We start from the raw sequence: 21,387 nt of genomic DNA, 5'->3' as shown, positions 1-21,387 counted from the left end.
CCCGCCCGTTGTTCCCGGTCCGGTGCGGCGGGCCTCAGAAGCCCGTCAAAGTGATCTTGCCGATCGCGGTGCCCGATTCGAGGATGCGATGGGCCTCGCGCAGGTTGGCGGCGTTCACCGGGCCGAGGTCCCGGTTGGCGGTGGTGACGAGGACTCCGGCGTCGACGAGCCGCGCGACCCGGTCGAGGATGCGGTGCTGGTTCACCTGGTCCGGGGTCCGGAACAGCGAGTGGGTGAACATGAGCTCCCAGTGGAACGCGATGCTCTTCTGCTTGAGCACGCCGATGTCGAGGGAGTCGTGGTCGTCGATCGCGACGATCCGGCCGAACGGGGCGAGCGCGTCGGCGTACGCCGCGAGGTTGCGGTCGGTGCCGGTCGTGCTGAAGATGTGGCTGACGCCCTCCGGCGCGACCTCGGCCAGTTGCTTCGCCAGCGGCCCGCGGTGGTCCACGACGTGGTGAGCGCCCATCCGGCGGGCGAACTCCACCGTCTCGGGCCGGGAGGCCGTGCCGATCACGGTCAGCCCGGTCAGGGCGCGCGCGAGCTGGACGACGATGGAGCCGACGCCGCCCGCGGCCGCGGTCACCAGCAGCGACCCGGTCTGGCCGAGCGCGTCGCCGCGCAGGCCCAGGCGTTCGAACAGGCCCTCCCAGGCCGTGAGGGAGGTCAGCGGCAGCGCGGCGGCCTCGGTGAAGGAGAGCGTGGCGGGCTTGCGTCCCACGATGCGCTCGTCGACGACGTGGAAGAGGGAGTTCGCGCCGGGGCGGTCGATCGCGCCGGCGTAGTAGACCTCGTCGCCGGCCTCGAACAGCTCCACCTCGTCGCCCACAGCGACCACGGTGCCGGCGGCGTCCCAGCCGAGCACCTTGGGCTCGCCGCCCGGATCGCTGCTTCGCCGCACCTTGTAGTCCACCGGATTCACGGCGACGGCCTCCACCCGGACCAGCAGATCGCGCGGGCCGGGTACGGGCACCGGCAGCTCCACATCCAGGAGGCTTTCCGGGTCGTCGACGGGAAGGCTGCGCCGGTACGCGACGGCGGGCATGGTCTCGTTCCGGTTCTCGGTCATGTCTGTCCCCTCGCTCTTGATGGACTCCGCGCCGGTCGTACGGCTCGGCGGCACGGTATCCACCGACGCCTGGTTACCCGCAAGGGACACGAGTACCCGTCGGGAAACCATCGAGGTGAGAGGAACTCATGCCCCTGGAGGAACCTGCCCCGAGACCAGCCGGCGCAGCAGCGGCAGGTCCACGCTCTCCAGGGTCGGCACCGTCGTCACCCCGCTCGCGGCGTCGAGGGGGCCGACCGCGATGACGGCGCAGCCGGCGGCCCGGGCGGAGGCGATGCCCGTCGGGCTGTCCTCGACCGCGACGCACGCCGCCGGGTCGGCGCCGAGGCGCGAGGCCGCGGCGAGGTACGGGTCGGGGGCCGGTTTGTTCCTCGCGCTGTCCCCGGCCGCCACCGACAGCCGGAAGAGGTGCCCGCCGACGATCTCCAGCACGATGTCCACCACGGTCCGGGGAGACGCGCTCACCAGCACGGCGGGGACTCCCGCCACGCGCAGGGACTCCAGCAGTGCGACCGCGCCCGGCAGCGGGGTGACCCCGTTCTCGATCCGCCGGACGAAGGCGCCGGTCAGCATGGCCTCGACGGAATCCCGCCCCGGGTCGTCACTCACTCGGCCGAGGACGTGCGCCGCGGCGTCCTCGACCGGCAGGCCGAAGAGCGCCTGCCGGTCGCCCGGCCCGAGCGGGGCGCCGAGGCCGCGCGCGACCTCGGCGCAGGCATCCCACCACAGGTCCTCGGTGTCCACGAGGGTGCCGTCCATGTCGAACAGCACCGCCGCCAGGTGATCAGGCGACGGCATCGGGTTCGGGGACCGCCGCCGCGGCTCCGGCCGCCGTACGGGCCGACACGAGCACGGGCCGCTCGACCAGGCGGACCCGTACGGCGGTGCCGGGCGCCAGGCGCGCCGAGTCGTGGCCGGGTACGTCGGCGAGCACCTCGGCGCCGTCACTCAGCCGCACCCGCAGGCGGGCGGTGGAGCCGCGGAAGGACGACACCACGACCACGCCCTCCCCTTCGCCGTCGGGGACGACCAGCACGGCCTCGGGCCGTACGAGCACGTCGGCCTCGGGCCCGGCGGGCCGGGGGCCCTCCACCGGCAGCGTCTGCCCGAGCACCGTCACCTCGTCGCCCGACAGCAGGCCGGGCAGGTGGTTCATCGCGCCGACGAACTCGGCGACGAACGGGGTCGCCGGCCGGTCGTACAGGGTGGCGGGATCGGCGACCTGCTCCAGGCGGCCGTCGCGCAGCACGGCGACCCGGTCGGCCATCGAGAGCGCCTCCTCCTGGTCGTGCGTCACGAAGATCGTCGTGATGCCGAGGGAGAGCTGGAGGCGGCGGATCTCCTCGCGGAGCGTGACGCGCACCTTGGCGTCGAGCGCCGACAGCGGCTCGTCCAGCAGCAGCACCCGGGGTTCGAGCGCGAGCGCGCGGGCCAGCGCCACCCGCTGCTGCTGGCCGCCGGACAGCTGGTGGGGATACCGGCCGCCCACGTCGGGCAGGCCGACCAGTTCCAGCAGCTCCTGCGCGCGGGCGTGCCGCCGGGCGGCCGGCGTCTTGCGCACCCGCATGCCGAAGCCGACGTTGTCGCGGGCGTTGAGGTTGGGGAAGAGCGAGTAGGACTGGAAGACCATCCCGGCGTCGCGGCGGTTGGCCGGCACCCGCGTGATGTCGGCGCCGTCCACCAGCACCTCGCCCTCGTCGGGCTGCTCGAAGCCGGCGAGGCAGCGCAGCGCGGTGGTCTTGCCGCACCCGGACGGGCCGAGCAGCGCGATCAGCTCGCCGGGCTCCACGGTCAGGTCGAGCCCGTCCAGCGCCACCGTGCTGCCGAACCTCCGGCGCAGCCCGCGGAACTCCACCCGGGCGCCGTTCATGACCCACTCCTTTGCCGTGCGCCGGCGGACGACAGGGCGAGCAGCAGCAGCCAGGTGATCAGCAGGCTGAACACCGAGACCGCCACCGACACCTGGGCGTGCGCGCCGGAGATCGTGTAGATCCAGACGGGGAAGGTCTGGAAGGAGAGCAGCCGGGCGATGGTGAACTCCCCGAGCACCAGCGCCAGCGTGAGGAAGGACGCGCCGGCCATCGCCGACCGCATGTTGGGGACGATCACCCGCAGCAGCACGTGGGGCCACGACGCGCCGAGGTTCCTGGCCGCCTCCGACAGCGTGCGCACGTCGATCGCCCCGAGGCCCGCGTCGAGCGAGCGGTAGGCGAACGGCAGCGCCAGCACGACGTAGGCGAGCACCAGCACTATCGGGAAGCCGGGGTCCTGCACCGCGATGATCGTCTGGTAGAAGGGCGTGCTCGCGAGGTAGTCGGGCCCCCACCGCAGCACCGTGCTGATCCCGGCCACGAACGTGATCGGGGGCACGACCAGCGGCAGCGTGCAGACCACCTCCAGCACCGGCCGCCACCGCGGCGCGCCGAGCCGTACGGCGACGACGGCGGGCAGCGTCAGCAGCAGCACGATCACGATCGTGGCGGCCCCGAGCCCGAGCGACAGCAGCAGGCTCCCGGCGAAGCCCTCGGCCGAGAAGATCTCGCCGTACGCGTCGAGCGAGAAACCTTGGTCCGGCGCCTTCACCGTGAAGACGAACGACGCGATCAGCGGGACGAGGAAGTACACGGCGGCGAGGAGGAGGACCAGGCCGCGCCAGACCCGGGGACGGCGCGGCCGGCCCGGCCGGACGGGCGCCGTCCCGGGGACGGCCGGCGTGGTGACCTGGGGGGTCAGCGAAGCCATCGGGCGCTCCTTCGCCGCAGCGGGAGATAGACGGCCATCACCAGGCCCGCGACCACGATCATGTCGAGGCTGAGGGCCAGCGCGACGTTCTCGTGCCCGATGAGGACGTTGCCGGTGAGCGCGTCGGCGATCTTGAGGGTGACCAGTGGGACGCTGGAGCCCACCATCGCCTGCGCCGTCGCGTAGGCCGCGAACGCGCCGCCGAACAGCAGGATCACCCCGCCGAGCAGCGCCGGGGTCAGCACCGGGACGCCGACGTACCGCCAGAACTGCCAGGTGCTCGCCCCGTTGTTCTGGGCGGCCTCGCGCCACTGCGGGCGCAGCCCGTCGAGGGCGGGCACGACCGTGAGCACCATGAGCGGGACGGAGAAGTAGAGGTAGACCAGGGTGAGGCCCCAGAAGTTGTACAGGCTCCACCCGTGGTCGCCGAGGCCCAGGGTCGTGGTGACGACGCCCGAGTTGCCGAGCGTGGCGATCCAGGCGAACGCCAGCGGCACGCCGCCGAAGTTGGCCAGCACGCCGGAGGCGGTCAGCACCCCCTCCCGCAGGGCCCGGAACCGGGAGGTCACCACGGCCTGGGCGAGGAACGTGCCGAGCACCCCGCCCAGCACCGCCACCAGCGCCGAGATCTTCACGCTCCCGATCAGGGACGTGAGGTACGCCCCCTGGAGCGACTCGGTGAGGTTGGCGGCGCTGGGCGTGCCCTCCCTGGTGAACGTGCCGCCGAGGAGGACCAGCATCGGCAGGCCGAAGACGATGACGGCGAAGACCAGCAGCGGTACGACCGCCCACCGGCTCTTCGATTCCGTACGGCTGTCCCCCACGACGTCAGCCGGAGACCGCCGCGCCCCACCCGCTCGCCAGGACCTCCTTGGCCTTGTTGACCTGGTCCGGCGTGGGGAAGGCGGGGGTGCCCTCGACCTTGGGGAGCTGGGCGACGAGGGCCGCGTCGGCGCTGCCGTCCTGCTGCATGGAGGGCAGCAGCACCGGCCGGGCGTAACCCTTCAGCCACAGGTTCTGGCCCTCGGCGCTGTAGAGGAACTCCTGCCACAGGCGGGCGGCGGCGGGGTGCGGCGCCCACTTGTTGATCGCCTGGGAGTAGAAGTTCGCGTACTGGCCGTCGGAGGGGATGACGATCTTCCAGTCCACGCCCTTGGACGCGAACTCCTTGGCGTAGCTCGCCTGCAGGTAGTCCCAGTCGATGGTGATCGGGGTCTCGCCCTTCTCGACCGTGGCGGGGGTGGCCTCGACGGGATTGAAGTTGCCGTTCTGCTTGAGCTTCTTGAAGAAGTCGATGCCGGGCTGGATGTCGTCGAAGGAGCCCTGGTTGGCGAGCGAGGCGGCGTACACGCCGGCGAAGGCCGCGCCGGCCTTGGTCGGGTCGCCGTTCAGCGCGACCTTGCCCTTGTACTCCGGCTTGAGCAGGTCGGCGAACGTCTCCGGGCAGCTCTTGACCCGCTTGGCGTCGCAGCCGATGGAGACGTAGCCGCCGTAGTCGTAGAACCAGGCGCCGCCGGGCTCCTTCTGCCCGTCGGGGATCTTGTCCCAGCTCTGCACCTTGTACGGTGCGAACAGGCCCTCCTGCGCGCCGCTCAGCGCGAAGGCGCTGCCGAGGTCGAGCACGTCGGGGGCGCGGCCCTGGCCCTTCAGCGTCTTGACCGCGTTGATCTCGTCCTGGCTGGAGCCGTCCGGGTTGTCGTTGACGACCTTGATGCCGTACTTCGCCTCGAAGGCCTTGATGATCTCGCCGTAGTTGGCCCAGTCGGGCGGCAGCGCGATGGTGTTGAGCTGCCCCTCCTTCTTGGCGGCGTCGACGAGCTTGTCCAGGCCGCCGAGGTCCTGCGCCGAGGTCGCGGAGGCGGCCTTGGAGTCACCGGACTCCGTACCGCCGCCGGGGGTCGTGGGGGCGGCCCCACAGGCCGCGATCACCGAGGTGGTCATTGCGAGCGCGGCCACGAGACCGGCGGTGCGTGCGGACAAGAGTCCCTCCCATAGGGTGCGTGCAACGAACGTAGGCGAACTTGTACAAACAAGCCAGACCAAGTGAGTCGCACATCGATGTCGGTCACGTGAACGGAAGGGCTCGGCACGGATGGCCCGTTATGAACACATCGCCGGTGACCTGCGGGACGCCATCGTGCGGGGGGACTATCCGATCGGCGGCCGGCTTCCCTCGGAGGCCGACCTGGCCCTGCGCTACTCCGCCTCGCGGGGGACCGTACGCCAGGCGGTCGCCCTGCTGGCCGCCGAGGGGGTGGTCGGGTCCCGCCAGGGCGCGCGCCGCATCGTGCTGGGCAGCGAGCGCAGTCAGAGCTTCACCGAACTGCACAGCTTCGCCCAATGGGCGCGGTCGATGGGCTACCGCGCCAGCGGGAGCGTGCTGTCCTCCCGCCGCCGCCCGTGCACGCCCTCCGAGGCCGTACGGCTGTCGGTGGAGCCGGGGGAGGAGGTGCTCGACGTGCGGCGGCTGCGCCGCCTCGACGGCGAGCCCGTGCTGGTCGAGCGCACCGTCTACGCCGGCTGGATCGCCCCCGCCGTGGAGCGGCTCGACCCGGAGTGCGAGTCGGTGACCCAGGAGCTGTACGAGTCGGCCGGGCTGGTCTTCGCGTACGGCGAGCACCTGATCGACGCGGTGGCCGCCGGAGCCGGGGACGCCCGGCTGCTCGGCGTCCGCCGCGGCAGCCCCCTGTTGCGGCAGCGCCGCACCACCACCAGCCAGGAGGGCAGACCCGTCGAGTGCTCCGACGACCGCTACCGCGCCGGCAGCGTCGCCTTCAGCATCCGCAACTCCACCGCCGCCAACCCCCTCGTCCGCCGCGCCGGCGACTGACCCGCTTGACAGGTCTGTTCACCGCTTCAGCGTGAGCCTCTTCCTCGACGCGCCCGGGAACACGACGACCAGGTGCTCCTCTCCCACGTCGCCGAGCCGTACGTAGACGCGGAGCCGGTAGCGGCCCTTCCCCGCGATCGCCAGGTTCGGCATCGGGGCGCCCGCGCCCACGTCTCCGCCCTCTTTCTCCGGCACGGTGAGCGTGCCGCTGCGGCTGACGATCGGCACCTCGGTGACCTGGTCCCACCCGGCCGTCCGCCGCGGCGGCGCGGTGCGGAAGGCCTTCACGGTCAGGCATAGATCGATGATGTCCTCGATGTGCCCGACGAGCGCCGCGCTGCCGGCCACTCCGACGAGCGTGCCGCCGTCGTAGGCTCTGTCCGTCGCCCGCTCCACCGCCTCCTCGGCCGCCTCGTCATCGGGGTCGTAGACCAGATAGCCGGCATCGCCGTCGGCGAAGAGGAAGTAGGTGGCCGTGGCCTGGACGACCCCCTTCGTCCGGGGCCAGGGGTCGGGGCACTTCGCGTTCTGCTCGGCGACGTAGGAGGCCTCCGCCGTCCGCGCCTCCTCGGACGACCGCAGCAGGTCGGGATGGGTCGCGCCGACGATCTCCGGGCAGACGTAGACGAGATCCCACGGGTCCGCGCCCCAGGCGGGCCGCGCGCTCCCGGCCCGGGTCAGGATCGCCTGCTGCTCGTCGCGGTCCTTCGCCCGGCACAGCGCCCGCCCGTACGCGAGGACCTGCTGGTCCGACAGGGTGTCGGGGAACATGGGTGGGACTCCGCCGTCCGTGTTCCGCGCCCGGCACAGGAACGCGGCGTCGCGTTGGGCGGGCTTCAGGTCGCCGAATCTCTGCCGGTCGTAGCAGCCCATGGACCAGCCGGTGTAGGTGAGGTGCGGGGTCTGCTCCGGGTGGATCAGCGCGATGACCGGCAGTGTGGCGACGGCCGCCGCGGCGACGCGGCTCGCGCGCCGCCGCGCGGGCGGAAGGGCGGAAGGGCGGCCGCCGGCGGGCATCTCACGGGCGGTCGCCGCGATCCACACGGTGCCGGCGAGCGCGACCGCGTCCATCACGATCAGCACCGCCGCCGTGCCGATGGGCATTCTCGCGAAGAAGAGGTTGAGCGGGATTACCAGCGCGAACACGCCCAACGACAACCATCCGGCGGCCTGCGTGCCGCTGCTCCACCGGCCGTCGCGCCGCTGCCCGGCAAGCGTGACGATGGTCGCGGCCACTCCGCCCAGCATCAGGAACGGTGCGACGACGTCGCCTGATCCGAGCTGTGGAAGGTCGAGTTCGTCGAGCAGGTCGTCGGCCATCCCGGCCAGCCCGATCGCGAACATCGCTCCGGCCGCCGCCCGCAGCACGCGGGACCGCCAGCGGATGACCAGTAGGTAGAGGACGTCGATCACGGCCCACAGCGCGAGCTGCAACGCAGCGTCGACCGCGTCGGGGAGCATCTCGATGGGGAACCGCAGCACGAGGGCGTATGCCACCGCCAGGTAAAGCAGCCGGCGCAGCGCCTTCTCCCTGCGGTCCAGTGCTCCCGGCACGGGGGTACGCAGGATCAGCCACAGGAGCGCGGCCTTCACCGGGGCGGCCGCGAGCAGGGCCACGGTCGTCGCGGTGTCGAACCCTCCGGGCCCGAAGAAGTCGCTGGGCGTGTAGAACCCCGCGTTGGCCGGGGGCGACCATTCGACGGCCACCCAGAGCCAGGACTCACCGGCCACCAGGCCCGCGCCCACCGCCGCGACGAACAGGCCTACTGTTCCGATCCTGAGGATCCGCCACAAACCGTCCGAAGGCATGGAACGCGATCTTAGTGTGGCGCCGCCGTACTGGCGGTCACAGCGGTTCCGGCGGGCCGGCCGTCACGCGGCGGCGGGGCGGCGCCGGCTCCGCGCCTCGTAGGCGAGGGTGCCGGCGACCACGAGGGCGACCACGACGCCGTAGACCAGCGACGTCCCCCGCAGGCCCTGCGTGGTGATGGCCACCCCGGCGATCAGAGCCGGGATGCTGAAGGCCAGGTAGCTGACCACGTAGATCGCCGAGATCAGCGCGGCCCGCTCGTGCGGCGCGGCGAGCTGGCTGACCATCCGGAAGGCGCCCAGGTAGGCCGGCCCCCATCCGACGCCGGCGACGACCGCCGCCGCGACGAAGACGGTCAGCGAGGACGTCGCCACGGCGGCGACCAGCAGGATCGTGCCGAGGAGGAGCAGCAGCGTGCCCTCGCGCTGCATGCGCTCCGGGGCGTGCCGCCTGAGCAGCACGGACGCGAGCGCCGAGGACACGGCGAGCGCGCCGAGCACGAGGCCGGTCACCGCGTGGTCGCGCTCGCCGAACACCGTGGCGAGCAGCGAGCCCCCGACGGAGAGGATCAGCCCGCCGAGCATCCAGGTGGAGACCAGGACGGGCGCCGCGCGCAGGAACGCGCTCCTCGCCGGCGCGGGGACGGACACCTTCGGGCGCAGCGCGGCCACGGCGCCGGGCGTCCGCGTGACCGTCTCCGGCAGCACCGCCGTCGCGGCGGCGAGCACGGCGAAGGCCGCGGTGAGGATCACGAAGATCAGCCGGGTCGGCTGCGGGGCGTACTGGATCAGGACGCCGCTCCCGATCGTGCCGAGACCGAGGCCGCCGGTGGCCGCCGCGCCGTTGACGAGCGAGCCCAGCCGCGAGCCGTCGTCCGGTTGCAGGTCGAGCAGGTACGCGCCGACCACCCCCACCGCGGCGCCGGTCGCCAGGCCCTGGACGACACGGGCGGCGAAGAGGGCGGCGACGCCGTGCGCGCCGAGGAAGACGGCCATCGCGGCCGCTTCGACGACCAGCGCCGCGGCGAGGACCGGGCGGCGGCCGAGGAAGTCGGAGAGCCGTCCCACGGTGAGCAGGCTGACCAGCAACGCCAGCACGTAGACGGAGAAGATCGCCGTCAGCGTGAGGGCGTTGAAGCCGAATTCGTCCTGGTACACGGGGTAGAGAGGGCTCGGCGCGCTGGAGGCGGCCAGCAGGATGGCGGTGGTGCCCGCCACCAGCCAGAAGGCCGCCGCGCGCGGCAGCACCGGAAGGCGGCGGCGTTCCGGCGCCGGGGTGCCGAGGGATGCTGATCCGTGCAGCAGACTTGTCATCGTGGGCTCCAACCTGCCTACTGTTCGATTTGTATCGAACTGTTGGAACCACACCGTCACGCCGATAGTTCCAAGAAGGTCGAACTGTGAGCAACGCCACAACGCGCCGGCTCCCGCATCCCGAGCTGAAGGACGTCGAGCTTCCCGCCGTCCTGTTCGCGCTCAGCGACCCGGCCCGGCTCGACCTCGTACGGCAGCTCGCGGCGCAGGGGCCGCTGACGGTGGCGCAGTGCCAGGCGACGGAGCCCGGCGTGCCCAAGTCGACCTTCTCCCATCACCTGAAGACGCTGCGCGAAGCCGGGCTGATCCGCAACGATCCGGCCGGTCGCCAGCGCATCGTCACCCTGCGCAAGGCGGAGGTCGACGAACGCTTCCCGGCCCTGCTGGACGCCGTCCTGTCGTCGGCCCCCGCACATCGCCCCGAGTAGGACCGCCGTTCACCGCCCGCCCGCCGGGCGCGGGGAGCGGACCGGTTCCCCATGGGGTGAGTCCGGCACTACTGCTCGGGGTCGGCGATCTCGATCACATGCAGGGGGTTGTCCAGGGCGCGAGACGGCTGGTGCCATTTGTCGCCGCGCACGGTGAGGATGGGGCAGACCGACACGTCGGCGATGGCCGCGGCGTGCGCGTCATAGACGTCGAGCCCGGTGACGGCGATCGTGTCGACGAGCTTGGCGGATTGGGCGATGCCCTCCAGCGGAGCGACGAGGGCGTGCTCGAACGCGGCCAGGCCGGCGAGCAGCGCCTGGGCATCCGGCGATCCGCGGCCGTCGAGGAGCGCCCCCACGGCGGCCAGAGCGGGGACGACAAGAGGCTGGCCCGCCCGGTCGAAGCCTTGCAGGAGGCCGATCAGGTCGGCGTCTCCGCGGACGACAGTTGACAGGACACTCGTGTCGAGGATGTACGGCGTGGGGGTGAAGTCACTCACCCGGCGCCGCCGGGAATCCGTGCTCGGCGAGCTGGCGGTTCACGTGTCGCATCATTCGGGCCACCCGCGCCGGGTCGGCCTGCCGGGCGCGTTCGCGTAGCAGGGCGAGCGCACGCTGGTCGGCGATCCGCTTTTCCGCGATCACGTCGTTGAAGACGGCGGCCACGCTGGTGGCCTTGCCGGTGGCGACGAGGTGCTCGGCGTACTCGAGTACGTCAGGGTCCACGGTGATGGTGATCCGCGCTTTCCTGTCTCCGCTCATACCCGGAATCATACTCACCGCCTCCCAGGTCGGAAGGCATTATGTGACGCTCGGTATCTCGAAGAACTCCGCGATCAGTTCGGCGGTGTTCACGTCCTGGTTCGTCCTGCCGACGACGGCGGGTGCCTTGCGGGGGCCGGGGATGGTGTGCCCGCCGCCGTGCACCGTGAGCAGCGTCACCGGCGGCCGGCCCTGCTGGCGGTAGTCGGTGCGCTCGGCGGACGTCCCGCCGGCCGAGCCCGCCCGCTTCGGCAGCGTCCTGCTGACCGGCTCGTCGGTGATGCCGTTGCGGGCCGCGAAGTAGGCCGCGGTCTCCGGCGCTGACAGGCTCCGCCCGCCGATCTTGAACAGTTTCCGCACCCACCAGCTCGGCTCGCCGCCCGCGTAGCCGACGATGGGGTCCTTCGTGCCGTGGACCAGCAGCACCGGCATCGGCACGGACGGCGCGTCGGCCACCAGGAAGTTCTCCGGCGCCGGCATGGTCGCCGCGAGCACCGCCGCCCCCGCGATCAGTTCCGGCGCCTCATGGGCCAGGCGCATCGCCATCTGCCCGCCGTTGGAGTAGCCGATCGCGAACACCCGTCCCGGGTCGATCCGGTGGCTCGCCACCAGCTTCTCTATCACCGCGCGGGTGAAGCCGACGTCGTCGATGTTCTCCCTGCGGGCCGGAAACCGGCTCGCCCGGCGCGCGTCGTTCCAGTTTCCCTTGTGGCCGTCCAGGTAGACGACCACCGCCGCGCCGCCGTCCGCCAGCGCGTCGAACGCCTTCCCGGTGAACTTCCGGTGCTTGGCCCCGGTCTGCCGCGACCCGTGGAAGACGAGAACCAGATCACGTGACGGCTTGGCGTCCTCCGGCCCCACCACGGTGTACGTACGCGGCCTGCCGCCCACCTCGACGCTGTCCCTTGTCATGTCTGTCCCCTCCCGTTCAGCCGAAGAAGTCGATGAGGGTGCGGGCGGTCCACTCCGGGGCCTCCTCCGGCAGGAAGTGGCCCGCGCCCGGCGCCACCACCCCGGTCACGTCGACGGCGACCTTCCGCATGACCTGCTCGACCGCCTCGCCCGAGGCCCGCTCGCCGCCGGCGGCCAGCACCGGGATGGTCAGCGGCCCCGCCGCCAGGGCGGCGATCTGGGCCACTCCTTCTCCCGCCCGGTAGAACTCGAAGCTCGCGTGCAGCGCCGCCGGGTCGCGCAGCGCCTCGACGTAGACCTCCACCGCGTGCGGCGGAATCGCGTCCGGGGTGGCCGCCTTCGAGGCGAACTGGTGCCCGAAGTAGATCTCCTCCCGCCCGGCCACCATCCGCTCGTTGACGTCCCGCAGGCGGTTGAAGACGAAGTGCCAGAGGTACTCGTTCAGCGCCGGTTCCATCAGCAGCGGCGGCATCGGGGAGAGCCCCGGCAGGATCGCCTCCCCGACGGCGAGCCGGGTGACCCGGTCGCGATGGCCGGCGGCGAGCGCGTACCCGACGATCATGCCGAGGTCGTGGCCGGCGACGGCGAAGCGCTCGTGGCCGAGGCCGGTCATCAGGGCGGCCATGTCCCCCGCGAGGGTGGCGGTGTCGTAGCCGGTGGCGGGCTTGTCGCTGGCTCCGACCCCGCGTACGTCGGCGGCGACGACCGTGAAGTGCTCGGCGAGGGCGGGCATCACCAGGCGCCAGCCGTACCAGAACTGCGGCCACGCGGGGAGCAGCAACAGCGCCGGGCCGGTCCCGCCGGTCACGGCGTGCAGGGTGAGACCGCCCACGTCGACGGTGCGGCTGGTGAAGGTGTCGGTGAAGCCGTCCGGCAGGTGCGGAACGCCGGTCACGGTGAAAGGCACAGGGATCTCCCGGGGAGAAGGGTCCGCCAGAAACGGATGACTCATCCGTTTCACTGTAGCACGAATCGGATGAGCTATCCGGTTATGCTTGGGGCATGCCCGCCGCCCCGCTCCGCAAGGACGCCGCCCGCAACTGGCACCGCATCGTCGAGGTGGGCCGCCGGCTCGTGGACGAGGGAACGCCGATCCAGCTCAACGACGTGGCGCGGGCCGCCTCGGTCGGGGTGGCCACGGTCTACCGGCACTTCCCCACGCCGGAGGCGCTGCTCGAAACCGTCGCCACCCCCGGGCTCGAAGCCCTGGTCGCGCACGCCGAGCGGGCGCTGTCCGGCGGCGATCCCTTGACGACGCTGCGCGACTTCCTCTTCGCGGCCGCCGACGCCCAGATCACCGACGCGTCGATCTCCCCGGTGTTCGCCGCGCCGGTGAACGCCCTTCCGCACGTCGGCGAGTTGAAGGAACGGCTCGCCGTGCTGTTCGGGAAGCTCCTCGACCAGGCTCGCGCGGCCGGCGTGATCGACCCGGGCGTGACCCAGGCCGACATGGTGCCGCTGATGTGCGGGGTGGCCTTCGCGGCGACCGTCCACCCGGCCACCGGCACCGAGGACCGCGCGGCGACCGCCCGCCGTTATCTCACTTTCCTCCTCGAAGGCCTCCGCACCCGCGCATGATCGGCCCCGTTCGGATCATTCGAGGAGGAGACGCATGAATGCGGTTGTCGTACGTCGTCTCGGCGGTGAGGACTGGCGTACCTGGCGTCGTCTCCGGCTGGCGGCACTCGCCGACGCGCCCGCCATCTTCCACGGGGACGTCGAAGAGGAACGGGCATACGACGAGGCGCGGTGGCGCGCGTGGACCGAGGACGGTGTCAAGGTGGCCGCGTTCGACGCCGGCGTGCCGGTCGGTGTCGCCGCGGGCCGGACCTCGGCGGACCGAACCGGGGTCGTGGAGCTCTTCGGCATGTGGGTGCGTCCCGAGGCCAGGGGCGGCCGGATCGCCGAGCGCCTCGCGCTGGAAGTGGTCGCCTGGGCCCGGGAGACGGGACACTCCCAGGTGGAGCTGTGGGTCATCGGCGGCAACGATTCCGCCGAACGGGTGTACCGGCGGCTCGGATTCGAGCGCACGGGCGTGTACGAAGTCCACCCGCACGACCCGGCCCTGCGCAAGTACGTCATGACCAGGGGAACCCGGACTCACCGGTGAGGCGGGGCGGCTGCCGGTCCGAAGAGGCGGTCGAGGTGGTAGCCGACGATCGCGGCGGCGGCCTCGTGGCTGCGTTGCCGGCTGAGGACGCTGGAGGTCAGGCCGTTGGCGAGCGCCAGAAGGGCGGCGACCTCCGTGCGCGGGTCGCGGTCAGGGGTGATGTCCCCGGCCTGCTGCGCGGTGGTGAGCCGGGTGGTGAGGAAGTCTTCCAGGGCGTTGGGCAGCGTGAGCCCGGTCGCGGCGAGGGCCGGGTCGGTGAGCGCGGCGGTGTAGTAGGCGGTCCAGGCCAGGGAGTCCAGCCGGCTCTGCTCGTCGGAGGGAAGGATCGCGCCGAGCACGGCGGCGAAGAGATCTCGCGTGGACGGCCCGCCCGTGGTGGCGGCGGCCCGCTGCCGGACCCGGCGGTCCATGCGGGCGCCCAGCTCGGCGAGGCCGGAGTCGAGCAGGGCCTGCTTGTTCGTGAAGTAGTACTGGACGACGCGCAGCGAGACACCGGCCTCGGCGGCGATCTCACGCATCGACACGGCCTGCAGGCCGCGGGTGCCGGCGATGCGCAGCAGCGCCTCGGTCAACCGCCGCCGCCGCTCGTCGTGGTCCACCTGTTTCGGCATGCGGTTTCCTAGCCCCCGTCCGTGCCGTGCTTCGGCGTCGCGTTCTCGGCCCGGACACGGCCGGGGAAGGTGAGGATCCGTTCGACGACCAGGTCGGGCGCCTCGACGGGCAGCGCGTGCCCGGTGCCGGGCACGATCTCCACCCGCCAGGACGGCGCGACGCCGGCCAGCCGCGCGGCCACCGCCTCCGCGTCGAGCAGCGCGCTGCGGGCGCCCAGCAGCACCTGCACGGGTACGGCCACCTCGCGTATCTGCTCGTCGGTGTAGGCGGGCGGGACGGGCACACGCCGGCGGAAGGACCAGCCGGCCCGCATCAGCTCCACCAGCCCATCCTCGCGCAGCACCCCGTTGTCCACCACGCCGGCCATGCGGTGTCGCGACGCGCGAGGAAGGAGGGAGGCGAAGGCCCCGGCAAGGGCCCACCGGATGAACCGCCCGGGCAACGGCGCGAAGCCGCCCGGGTCCACCAGTGTCAGCGCCGCGACCCGGCCGCCCCCGCCGCGCTGCTGTTCCACCGCGGTCCAGCCGCCGTACGAGGAACCCACCACATGCGCGCGCTCGGCTCCGGCCGCGGCCAGCACGTCGGTGACCCAGCCGCCGACCTCGGCGCCGGTCGCGAGCGGCCGCGTCTGGACCGAGCGGCCGGGTTCGCCGAGCGGGTCGACGGCGAGGACCGGGCGCGTGCGCGCCAGCGGCTCGATGTAGCGGTACCAGGCCAGTGCGTTCCCGCCGGCGCCGGCCAGGAGGACCACGGGATCCCCCGTCGCGGGCCCGGCCCGGAGGATCCGCACACGGCCGGCGCGGGTCTCGACGTCGGCGGCGTCCACCGGCACCGGCCACACCTCGCCGAGCACCCGGTCATAGACGGCGTGGTACCTGTCACGCGCGGAGTCGCCGGTGAAGGCCGACGGCCGGTCGGGTGTACGCATCGTGCACCTCGTCCCCTCTGAATGGATACAGTCGTATCCTAACGCCCACTCGGCAGAACCTGATGCCGGATGGGGGCGTCCTATGGGGTGTGCGGACGCGGATTCGGTGTGTGACGGCGGCGCTGGCCGCGATGACGCTGGCGGCGTGCGGGTCGACTCTGCCCCGCGATCTCGAGACCTGGAACGAGGCCGACGCCATGGGTGGCGAACCCGCCGCGGGGGAGCGCCCGTCGCCCTCCTGCCTGGCGGGTTCGCCGACACCTCGGCCGGGCGCCGGCGAGGACGGCGCGGAAGGTGGAAAGAGCGGCGGAGAGTGGCGGGTCGCGTACTACGACTACCGTGACCGCCTCGCCGGCCTGGCCGTCACCCGCGAGAAGACCGTGTGGGTGGCCGGCACCCGGGTGCCCCACGCCTGCGGGCCCGAGACGAGTGCGCCGCTGCTGCTGCGGGGAGACGGCGGAGGGTGGCGGGAGGTCGCGACTCCGCCGGTGGCCGAGCCGCGTGCCGTGGCCGCCGCCTCCGACCGCGACGTGTGGCTCTTCGGGGATAGGACCGCCGCGCGCTGGAACGGACGGAGGTGGACCACGGCGCCCGGCCTGGGCTGGAGACCGGACCGGGTGCACGCGGCGGCTCCCGGCGACGTGTGGGCGATCGTGAAGGCCAACTTCCTGGACGGAGCCGGGGGAGCCGAGATCGAGGGGTCCTGGAGCTCCCGGGCCGATCTGCGGCACTGGGACGGCGCCGCCTGGCGTACGGCACGGCCGCCGCTGGTCGCGAAAGACGTGGACGGCCTGCCCGGCGGTGAGGTCTGGGTGGCCGGTTCGAGCCGCGGCCGGGCGGCCGTCGCCCGGTGGAACGGCTGGTCCTGGAGCACGGTCCCGCTCCCCGCGGTTCCCGCGCTGCATCGGAACCAGCTCTCCGAACTCGTCGACCTCGCCGTGGACGAGTCGGGCCGGGTGGCGGCCGTCGGCTGGGTCGCGTGGGTCTGCGGCACCGAGGAGGAGGACGTGACCTTCTGCGGCAGCACGCTTCTCCTGCGCCGGGAGAACGGACGGTGGAGCTACAGCCTGATGTCCGACCCCGAGCTCGACCCCCACCTGCGGCTGGAGGCCGACGGCCGGGGCGGGTTCTGGCTGTTCTACGCGAAGAACGAGTGGAACACGGCGGTCCGTCACCTGTCGGGCGGCGAGTGGACGCAAGGGACGTTTCCGGTCGGCCCACTCGGGCACACCCGCCTGGCGTCCGTTGTCAGGGAACCGGGGACGGCGCGCGTCTGGGTGGTGGCGGCGGACGACACCGAGCGTGAGGAGCCGCCGTACCGGGGGAGCGGGATCTGGGTGGCCGGATGACCGGCCGGTGACCGCAGCTCGGGCGTGAGAGGCGGGGTGTGGCGAACGCCTCCCGAAACGGACAGCCGAAGGCGTCGTGCCGACTTGCGTTCGGCCCCCTGTGAACGTATGTTCGAAGTAGCGGCGATTCTGCCCGAATCATCCGCCCGTCTTCCCCCGGGTGGCCACGAAGCCACAGGGAGAAGGAGTCTTGAGCAGACTTTACGGCGATCCGATCGAGGTGTGGGTGCGGGACGGGCAGCCTGTGCAGTTCGTCTGGCGTGACCGGCTCTACACCGTCCGCGAAATCCAGGATCACTGGGTGGTCGCCCGGGAATGGTGGAAGACCTCGGACGCCGATCCCGGGGAGCGGCGCTTCTGGCGGGTGGGGGCGGCGGCCGGCAAGGAGGTGGGGACCTATGAGCTGCGCTTCGACACCGCGAGCGACGGCTGGCTCCTCCTGAGGGCCTGGGATTGATGGGCCTGGAATCGATGGGCCGGGGATCAATGGGGCAGGGACCGATGGGAACGCTCCAGGGGCCGTCCTTCGCTCACCTGCACGTGGCGTCGGCCTTCTCGCTGCGGTACGGCACCGCGTTCCCCGGCGCACTCGTCCGGCGGGCCGCCGAGCAGGGCGCGGACACGCTGGCGCTGACCGACCGCGACGGCCTCTACGGCGCGATCAAGCACGTCCGGGCGTGCCACGAGCGAGGCGTGCGCCCGATCGCCGGCGTGGACCTCGCTCTCGGCGCGGGCCCGCCGGCGGACGGCTCCCTCCCGATCAGGGACGAAGGCCCGTTCGCGGCCGAAGGGCCGTTCCCGGGCGGAGGGCTCTCCTCGGGCGATGGGCTGTTCCCGGCACCGGGCCGGCGTGCCGTACGGAGGACGCCGGGCGAGCCGGCCCGGGTCGTCGTGCTCGCGCGCGCCGACGGCTGGGCCGCGCTGTGCCGTCTCGTCACCGCCGCGCACGCGGCGGGGGAGCGCGGCGAGCCGTACGTCACGCCGGGGATGATCGCCGAGCACGCGACCGGCCCGGACGGCGGGCCACGCCTGACCGTGCTGCTCGGACCCCGTTCCGGCTTCGGCCGCGCGGTGGCGGAGCGGCGCGACGACCAGGCCCGCGCCCTGCTGGCCGCCTGGCGCGCGGTGCTCCCCGATCTGGTCGTCGAGGTCTCCGACCTGTACGGCTACCGCGACGCGAACGTCGCCGCCCGCATGGTCGGGCTGGCCGACTCGATGGGCGTGCCGGTCGTGCTGACCAACGCGGTCCGCTACCTGGACGCCGCCGACCACCAGGTGGGCAACGTGCTCGACGCGGCGCGCAAGCTCGTGCCCCTCGACGGGCGGCACATCGACGACCCCACGGCCCACGCGTACCTGAAGGACGGCGCGGAGATGGCGCGGGTGGCCGCGCGGATCTGCGGCGGCGACCCCGGCCGGGCCGGGCGGCTGCTGGCCGAGACGCGCCGGGTGGCCGAGCGCTGCGTGCTCGACCCCGTCGAGATCGTGCCCATGCTCGAACCCGAGCGGCCCCGGCTGCACCTGCCGGAGGTCGGCGAGGACCCGGTCCCCCTGCTGCGCCACCGGTGCGAGGAGGGGCTGGCCCGGCGGGGCCTGGACCGCTCGGCGGAGGCCCGCGACCGCCTGGCGGCCGAGCTGGGGATCATCGAACGGAAGCGGCTGTCGGGATACTTCACCGCGGTCGTCGGCATCACCGACATGATCCGGGCGATGGGCGTGCGGTGCGCGATCCGCGGTTCGGGGGCCGGCAGCCTGGTCAACTACCTGATCGGCGTCGGCGAGGTGAACCCGCTCGAACACGGCCTGCTGATGGAGCGCTTCCTGTCCGAGGGCCGTCCGGGCCTGCCCGACATCGACCTCGACGTGGAGTCCGCCCGCCGCCTCGACTGCTACCGCGCGATCCTCGGCCGGTACGGCGAGGACCGGGTGGCCTGCGTGTCGATGATGGAGACCTACCGCGCCCGCAGCGCGATCAGGGACGTCGGGGCGGCCATGGGCCTGCCGCCGCACGAGATCGACGTCATCGCCAAGGCGTTCCCGCAGGTGCGGGCGAGGCAGATCAGGGCCGCGCTGTCCGACCTGCCCGAGTTGCGGGACAGCGGGCTGAACGACCGGTCGCTCCAGGCCGTGTTCCGGCTGGCCGAGCGGCTCGACGGGCTGCCCCGGCACATCGCGCTGCACCCCTGCGGCGTGCTGATCGGCAACTCCACGCTGCGCGACCGCACCCCGGTCGAGCGCAGCCTGCTGGAGTTCCCGATGTCGCAGTTCGACAAGGACGACGTCGAGGACGCGGGCCTGCTCAAGCTCGACGTGCTCGGCGTGCGCATGCAGTCGGCGCTCGCCTACGCGATCCAGGAGGTCGAACGGGTCGAGGGCCGGCGGATCGACCTGGAGGCCGTGCCCCGAGACGACCGCGACACCTACGACATGATCCGCCTCAGCCGTACGATCGGCTGCTTCCAGATCGAGTCGCCGGGGCAGCGCGAGCTGGTCGCCAAGCTGGAGCCGCGCACGATGCACGACCTGATCGTGGACATCTCGCTGTTCCGCCCGGGACCGGTCAACTCCGACATGGTCACGCCGTACCTGGAGACCCGGCACGGCTTCAGGGAGGCGCGTTACCCGCACGAGTCGCTGCGCGAGGCACTCCGGGAGACCAACGGGGTGGTCGTCTTCCACGAGCAGGTCATGAAGGTCATCGACGTCATGACCGGGGCGGGGCTGGCGGAGGCGGACCGGGCCCGCCGCGCCCTCGGGACGCCGGAGGGCCGCGAGGCCGTGCGGGCGTGGTTCGTGCCGCTCGCCCGGGAGAAGGGGTACGCCTCCGACGTCGTCGAGCAGGCGTGGAGGGTGCTCGACGCGTTCGGCGGGTTCGGGTTCTGCAAGGCGCACGCGGCGGCGTTCGCGCTGCCCACCTACCAGTCGGCCTGGCTCAAGCGGCACCACACCGCCGCGTTCCTCGCGGGCGTGCTCACCCACGACCCCGGCATGTACCCGAGCCGGGTGATCCTCGACGAGGCCCGCCAGTGCGGCGTTGACGTCCTTCCCCTCGACGTGAACCATTCCGGGAAGACCTGGCTGGTCGAGCGTACGGAGCGGCGTTCCGCGGGGGAGCGCGGGTTCGGCGACGGGTACGGCCTGCGGGTGCCGTTCTCGGCCGTGCGGGGGGCGAGCGAGGCCGAGGTGGACCGCATGGTCGCCGGCCGGCCGTACACCTCGCTCGCGGACTTCTGGGAGCGGGCCCGGCCCTCCCGGCCGGTCGCCGAGCGGATTGTGGAGGTCGGCGGGTTCGACGCGCTGCACGGCCTGCGCCCGGGGGAGCCGCGCTGGCGGCCCGGACGGCTGACCAGGCGCGACCTGATCGCCCAGGTCGGCGCGCTCGACCGCGGCGCCACCGGCGCGGCGGGGCAGCTGCCGATGGGGTTCACCGAGCGGGTCGCGCCCGGCGAGCTGCCGGAGATGACCGAGGCCGAGGCCGTCGAGGCGGAGCTGGCGATCCTCGGCATGGACGTCAGCCACCACGTCATGGACTTCTACCACGACCTGCTCGACGCGCTCGGCGTGACGAGGGCGGCCGACCTGCTGCGGCAGCGCAACGGCGCGGAGATCCTGGTCGCGGGGGTCAAGGTCGCCACCCAGACGCCCGCCGTGCGCTCGGGCCAGCGGGTCATCTTCACCACCCTGGACGACTCCACCGGCCCGATCGACCTGACCTTCTTCGAGTCGGTGCAGGCGCACACGGCCGCGACGGTGTTCGGGTCGTGGCTGCTGGCCGCCAGGGGAGTGGTGCGGCGCACCGGGATCAGGGCCGTCTCGCTGCGCGCCGTGCACTGCTGGAACCTCGCCGACCTCGACCACGTGTGGCGCACCCGGGGGCTCGACGCCGTACGCGCCGTGCTCGCCGAGGTGCCCGTGCCGGGCGCCGGAGTGGGCGGGCGGCCCATCGAGTACGGCAACGGCTTCCGGGTGTCGCCCTACTCCGACAACGGGGCCCCGCCCGCCGCGCGGGAGGGACGGCTCCCCGGCCATCCGGGGGAGCCCCAGCGGCGGCTCTGGCACGCCAGCTCCGGCAGTTCGGGCCCTCCGCCCGGCCGCTGACGGGCCGCGCTGTCGGCACGCCGCGCGCCGGCGCCGTCCATCGCGTCGTCCATCGCGTCGTCCGCCGTGCGATCCGCCGCACCGTCCATCGTGCGGTCCACCGTGCTGTGCGCCGGGCGCTCCATGGTGCTGTGCGCCGGGCGCTCCATCGCGCTGTGCGGCACGCCGCTCGGCGTGGCGATCGTTCCGCCCGGTACTGCCAAGGGCGTTCCGGCCGGCGCTCCCAAGGGCGCTCCGGCCGGGTTGAGGCGAACCGGAAAGCTGATGGCGCTCCGCCTGTCGCGCCCGCGGCCGGCCAGGCCCGTGTGCCGGTCGGTGACCTCGCGGACGGCGGCGCCGCAGAGGATCGCCGCGATGGTCACCGCGGCGACCTGGGGCAGGCCGAGGCCGGTCAGCCCGTCCCGCGCCGGGCCCGCGAACACCA

The 21,387-nt window shown here is 72.9% G+C and carries 21 protein-coding genes; 7 read left to right on the top strand and 14 right to left on the bottom strand.

The window, feature by feature from the left end; all coding sequences use genetic code 11:
* Nucleotides 1–34: 34 nt before the first annotated feature.
* The 6 genes from F5972_RS20260 to F5972_RS20235 all read right to left on the bottom strand — a co-directional run bounded on the left by F5972_RS20260 (nt 35) and on the right by F5972_RS20235 (nt 5,791).
* A complete protein-coding gene (locus F5972_RS20260; protein ID WP_225311680.1) occupies nt 35–1,069 on the bottom strand; it encodes a zinc-binding alcohol dehydrogenase family protein in 1,035 nt (344 codons plus the stop codon).
* A gap of 126 nt (nt 1,070–1,195) precedes the next feature.
* Nucleotides 1,196–1,867 (bottom strand): HAD family hydrolase, encoded by a 672-nt coding sequence (locus F5972_RS20255; protein WP_150935169.1) that lies wholly within the window; start codon nt 1,865–1,867, stop codon nt 1,196–1,198.
* Nucleotides 1,854–2,939 (bottom strand): ABC transporter ATP-binding protein, encoded by a 1,086-nt coding sequence (locus F5972_RS20250; RefSeq protein WP_150935168.1) that lies wholly within the window; start codon nt 2,937–2,939, stop codon nt 1,854–1,856. The genes F5972_RS20255 and F5972_RS20250 overlap by 14 nt, the downstream gene beginning before the upstream one ends.
* A complete protein-coding gene (locus F5972_RS20245; protein WP_150935167.1) occupies nt 2,936–3,811 on the bottom strand; it encodes an ABC transporter permease in 876 nt (291 codons plus the stop codon). Before F5972_RS20245 ends, F5972_RS20250 begins: the two co-directional genes overlap by 4 nt.
* Complete coding sequence (locus tag F5972_RS20240; protein ID WP_225311679.1) at nt 3,799–4,635, bottom strand: ABC transporter permease; 837 nt, start codon at nt 4,633–4,635, stop codon at nt 3,799–3,801. Before F5972_RS20240 ends, F5972_RS20245 begins: the two co-directional genes overlap by 13 nt.
* A 4-nt stretch (nt 4,636–4,639) precedes the next feature.
* Entirely contained in the window at nt 4,640–5,791 is a 1,152-nt protein-coding gene (locus F5972_RS20235) for an ABC transporter substrate-binding protein (protein WP_225311678.1), read from the bottom strand.
* 112 nt (nt 5,792–5,903) lie between these two features.
* Between F5972_RS20235 and F5972_RS20230 the strand changes: the two genes are divergently transcribed.
* Nucleotides 5,904–6,641, top strand: coding sequence for a GntR family transcriptional regulator (locus F5972_RS20230; protein WP_150935166.1), 738 nt, complete (start codon nt 5,904–5,906; stop codon nt 6,639–6,641).
* A gap of 18 nt (nt 6,642–6,659) precedes the next feature.
* Here the strand turns inward: F5972_RS20230 and F5972_RS37365 are convergent, their stop codons facing one another.
* Complete coding sequence (locus F5972_RS37365) at nt 6,660–8,450, bottom strand: hypothetical protein (protein WP_191910230.1); 1,791 nt, start codon at nt 8,448–8,450, stop codon at nt 6,660–6,662.
* A 63-nt stretch (nt 8,451–8,513) separates the two neighbouring features.
* Entirely contained in the window at nt 8,514–9,824 is a 1,311-nt protein-coding gene (locus F5972_RS20220) for an MFS transporter (RefSeq protein WP_150935165.1), read from the bottom strand.
* A gap of 26 nt (nt 9,825–9,850) precedes the next feature.
* Here F5972_RS20220 and F5972_RS20215 point away from each other — a divergent pair, with 26 nt between their 5' ends.
* Entirely contained in the window at nt 9,851–10,192 is a 342-nt protein-coding gene (locus F5972_RS20215; RefSeq protein WP_150935164.1) for an ArsR/SmtB family transcription factor, read from the top strand.
* 68 nt (nt 10,193–10,260) lie between these two features.
* Here F5972_RS20215 and F5972_RS20210 read toward each other — a convergent pair whose 3' ends face one another.
* The 4 genes from F5972_RS20210 to F5972_RS20195 are packed head-to-tail and all read right to left on the bottom strand — an operon-like array spanning nt 10,261 to nt 12,773.
* Nucleotides 10,261–10,692: a hypothetical protein gene (locus tag F5972_RS20210; RefSeq protein WP_150935163.1), complete on the bottom strand. Its 432-nt coding sequence runs from the start codon at nt 10,690–10,692 to the stop codon at nt 10,261–10,263.
* Entirely contained in the window at nt 10,685–10,954 is a 270-nt protein-coding gene (locus F5972_RS20205; protein WP_150935162.1) for a hypothetical protein, read from the bottom strand. Before F5972_RS20205 ends, F5972_RS20210 begins: the two co-directional genes overlap by 8 nt.
* A gap of 39 nt (nt 10,955–10,993) precedes the next feature.
* Nucleotides 10,994–11,866 carry an alpha/beta hydrolase family esterase gene (locus tag F5972_RS20200; protein WP_150935161.1) on the bottom strand — a complete coding sequence of 291 codons (873 nt, stop codon included), beginning with the start codon at nt 11,864–11,866 and terminating at the stop codon, nt 10,994–10,996.
* Between the two features lie 16 nt (nt 11,867–11,882).
* The gene (locus F5972_RS20195; RefSeq protein WP_150935160.1) at nt 11,883–12,773 is read right to left on the bottom strand and encodes an alpha/beta fold hydrolase; all 891 of its coding nucleotides are present in this window, start codon (nt 12,771–12,773) and stop codon (nt 11,883–11,885) included.
* Nucleotides 12,774–12,868: 95 nt separating this feature from the next.
* On the opposite strand from F5972_RS20195, the gene F5972_RS20190 reads away from it, so the two are divergent.
* Together F5972_RS20190 and F5972_RS20185 are read left to right on the top strand one after the other, a co-directional pair.
* The gene (locus tag F5972_RS20190) at nt 12,869–13,444 is read left to right on the top strand and encodes a TetR/AcrR family transcriptional regulator (RefSeq protein WP_150935159.1); all 576 of its coding nucleotides are present in this window, start codon (nt 12,869–12,871) and stop codon (nt 13,442–13,444) included.
* A 34-nt stretch (nt 13,445–13,478) separates the two neighbouring features.
* Nucleotides 13,479–13,976 carry a GNAT family N-acetyltransferase gene (locus F5972_RS20185; protein WP_150935158.1) on the top strand — a complete coding sequence of 166 codons (498 nt, stop codon included), beginning with the start codon at nt 13,479–13,481 and terminating at the stop codon, nt 13,974–13,976.
* Here the strand turns inward: F5972_RS20185 and F5972_RS20180 are convergent.
* Both F5972_RS20180 and F5972_RS20175 read right to left on the bottom strand, forming a co-directional pair.
* A complete protein-coding gene (locus F5972_RS20180) occupies nt 13,967–14,587 on the bottom strand; it encodes a TetR/AcrR family transcriptional regulator (protein WP_150935157.1) in 621 nt (206 codons plus the stop codon). The genes F5972_RS20185 and F5972_RS20180 overlap by 10 nt on opposite strands.
* 8 nt (nt 14,588–14,595) lie before the next feature.
* Entirely contained in the window at nt 14,596–15,516 is a 921-nt protein-coding gene (locus F5972_RS20175; protein WP_150935156.1) for an alpha/beta fold hydrolase, read from the bottom strand.
* A gap of 110 nt (nt 15,517–15,626) precedes the next feature.
* Between F5972_RS20175 and F5972_RS20170 the strand changes: the two genes are divergently transcribed.
* The 3 genes from F5972_RS20170 to F5972_RS20160 all read left to right on the top strand — a co-directional run bounded on the left by F5972_RS20170 (nt 15,627) and on the right by F5972_RS20160 (nt 20,963).
* Nucleotides 15,627–16,865: a hypothetical protein gene (locus F5972_RS20170; protein ID WP_150935155.1), complete on the top strand. Its 1,239-nt coding sequence runs from the start codon at nt 15,627–15,629 to the stop codon at nt 16,863–16,865.
* Nucleotides 16,866–17,055: 190 nt separating this feature from the next.
* On the top strand, nt 17,056–17,322 hold the full coding sequence (locus F5972_RS20165) for a DUF6504 family protein (protein WP_150935154.1): 267 nt from the start codon (nt 17,056–17,058) through the stop codon (nt 17,320–17,322).
* Nucleotides 17,323–17,366: 44 nt separating this feature from the next.
* A complete protein-coding gene (locus F5972_RS20160) occupies nt 17,367–20,963 on the top strand; it encodes a DNA polymerase III subunit alpha (RefSeq protein ID WP_150935153.1) in 3,597 nt (1,198 codons plus the stop codon).
* The last annotated feature ends 424 nt before the right edge of the window (nt 20,964–21,387 follow it).

Source organism: Microbispora cellulosiformans (assembly GCF_008728085.1).
In the GTDB taxonomy this organism is placed as follows: Bacteria; Actinomycetota; Actinomycetes; order Streptosporangiales; family Streptosporangiaceae; genus Microbispora; species Microbispora amethystogenes.
The sequence above is the reverse complement of the archived record's forward strand: the minus strand, read 5'-3'. Positions and strand labels throughout refer to the sequence as shown.